1 protein-coding gene is annotated in these 2302 nt (G+C 70.6%); it reads left to right on the top strand.

Features of this window, described 5'->3' with window-relative positions; genetic code table 11:
- Positions 1-258 precede the first annotated feature (258 nt).
- Complete coding sequence (gene dnaK / locus ACI78U_RS24855) at positions 259-2133, top strand: molecular chaperone DnaK (protein ID WP_456878121.1); 1875 nt, start codon at positions 259-261, stop codon at positions 2131-2133.
- The last annotated feature ends 169 nt before the right edge of the window (positions 2134-2302 follow it).

Genomic DNA, 2302 nt, shown 5'->3' with positions numbered 1-2302 from the left:
CACCGCGCGACGGGGGTGGCCGTCGCGCAGGGGAGGTCGGGCACCGCGCGGCGAGGACGGCGGCGCATCGGCGCGGGACTCCCGGACGCGGCATGAGACGCGGGTCACGGCGGATCGTCGTCCCGACCCCGGGAACACCGCCCGCAGGAGTGCCGTTAGGGTGGGCAGGAAAGTTGAGCGGACCCCGCGCAAGGCGGACGCCAACTCGCCGCACGACCCAGCAAGGCACCCGCACGCACACGAACAGGAGCCAGCTCCATGGCACGAGCGGTCGGTATCGACCTCGGCACCACCAACTCCGTCGTCACCGTCCTGGAGGGCGGCGAGCCGACGGTCATCGCCAACAGCGAGGGCTCGCGCACCACGCCCTCCGTCGTCGCCTTCGCCAAGAACGGCGAGGTCCTCGTCGGGCAGTCGGCCAAGAACCAGGCCGTCACCAACGTCGACCGCACCATCCGGTCGGTCAAGCGCCACATGGGCACCGACTGGAAGACCGGCGAGATCGACGGCAAGCGCTACACGCCGCAGGAGATCAGCGCCCGCATCCTGCAGAAGCTCAAGCGGGACGCCGAGACCTACCTGGGCGAGCCGGTGACCGACGCCGTCATCACCGTCCCCGCCTACTTCGAGGACGCGCAGCGCCAGGCCACCAAGGAGGCCGGTGAGATCGCGGGCCTCAACGTCCTGCGCATCGTCAACGAGCCGACCGCGGCCGCGCTGGCCTACGGCCTGGACAAGGGCGAGACCGAGCAGACGATCCTCGTCTTCGACCTCGGCGGCGGCACCTTCGACGTCTCGCTGCTGGAGATCGGCGAGGGCGTCATCGAGGTGAAGGCCACCGCCGGTGACAACCACCTCGGGGGCGACGACTGGGACGAGCGCGTCGTCAAGCACCTGGTGCAGACGTTCAACGCCCAGAACGGCATCGACCTGTCCAAGGACAAGCTGGCCATGCAGCGGCTCCGCGAGGCCGCCGAGAAGGCCAAGATCGAGCTGTCGGGTGCGCAGTCGACCAACGTCAACCTGCCTTACATCACCGCCGGGGCCGAGGGGCCGCTGCACCTCGACGTCACGATCACCAGGGCCGAGTTCCAGCGACTGACCCAGGACCTGCTCGACCGCGCCCGCGCGCCGTTCAACCAGGCCATCCGCGACGCCGGCGTCTCGGTCGCCGAGATCGACCACGTCGTCCTGGTCGGTGGCTCCACCCGGATGCCGGCGGTCACCGAGCTCGTCCGCGAGCTGACCGGTGGCAAGGAGCCCAACAAGGGCGTCAACCCCGACGAGGTCGTCGCCATCGGCGCCGCGCTGCAGGCCGGCGTCCTGAAGGGCGAGGTCAAGGACGTCCTGCTCCTCGACGTCACCCCGCTGTCCCTGGGCATCGAGACCAAGGGCGGCATCATGACCCGGCTCATCGAGCGCAACACCACGATCCCGACCAAGCGCTCGGAGATCTTCACGACGGCCGACGACAACCAGCCCTCCGTGCAGATCCAGGTGTTCCAGGGTGAGCGCGAGATGGCGATGTACAACAAGAAGCTCGGCATGTTCGAGCTGACCGGTCTGCCGCCGGCGCCGCGCGGCGTGCCGCAGATCGAGGTCGCCTTCGACATCGACGCCAACGGCATCGTGCACGTGTCCGCCAAGGACCTGGGCACGGGCAAGGAGCAGTCGATGACCATCACCGGCGGCTCGGCCCTCCCCAAGGAGGACATCGAGCGGATGATGCGCGACGCCGAGGCCCACGCCGAGGAGGACAAGCGACGCCGCGAGGAGGCCGAGACCCGCAACCTGGCCGAGTCGCTGCAGTACCAGACCGAGAAGTTCCTCGCGGAGAACGGCGAGCGCATCCCGGCCGACAAGAAGGAGGAGCTCGGCGAGGCCCTGACCGAGCTGCGCTCCGCCCTCGGCGGCTCGGACATCGCCGCGATCAAGTCGGCCCAGGAGAAGGTCGCCCGCATCTCGCAGGAGGTCGGCGGGGCGCTCTACGCCCAGCAGGCCGAGGCCGGCGCGGCCGGCACCGGTGACGGTGCGCCGGGCGCGGCCGGAGGTGCTGCGGGTGCGTCGGCCCCGTCCGGGGACGACGACGTCGTCGACGCCGAGATCGTCGACGAGGACAGCGACCGCCGATGAGCCAGGGGGACGAGCAGCCGCGGGTCGTGATCCGTGACAAGCGGCGGATCGACCCCGTCAGCGGCGCGGTGCGGGCGGCCGGCCGCCTGCACCCCCCCGGCCCCCCCCCCGGCCCCCCCAACCCAGCCAACCCACGGGTTCCGCAGTTCTACTAACAGAACGCCAACCC

The sequence above is a fragment of the Geodermatophilus sp. SYSU D00710 genome (assembly GCF_054050195.1).
This window is presented reverse-complemented; position numbering and strand designations above follow the sequence as displayed.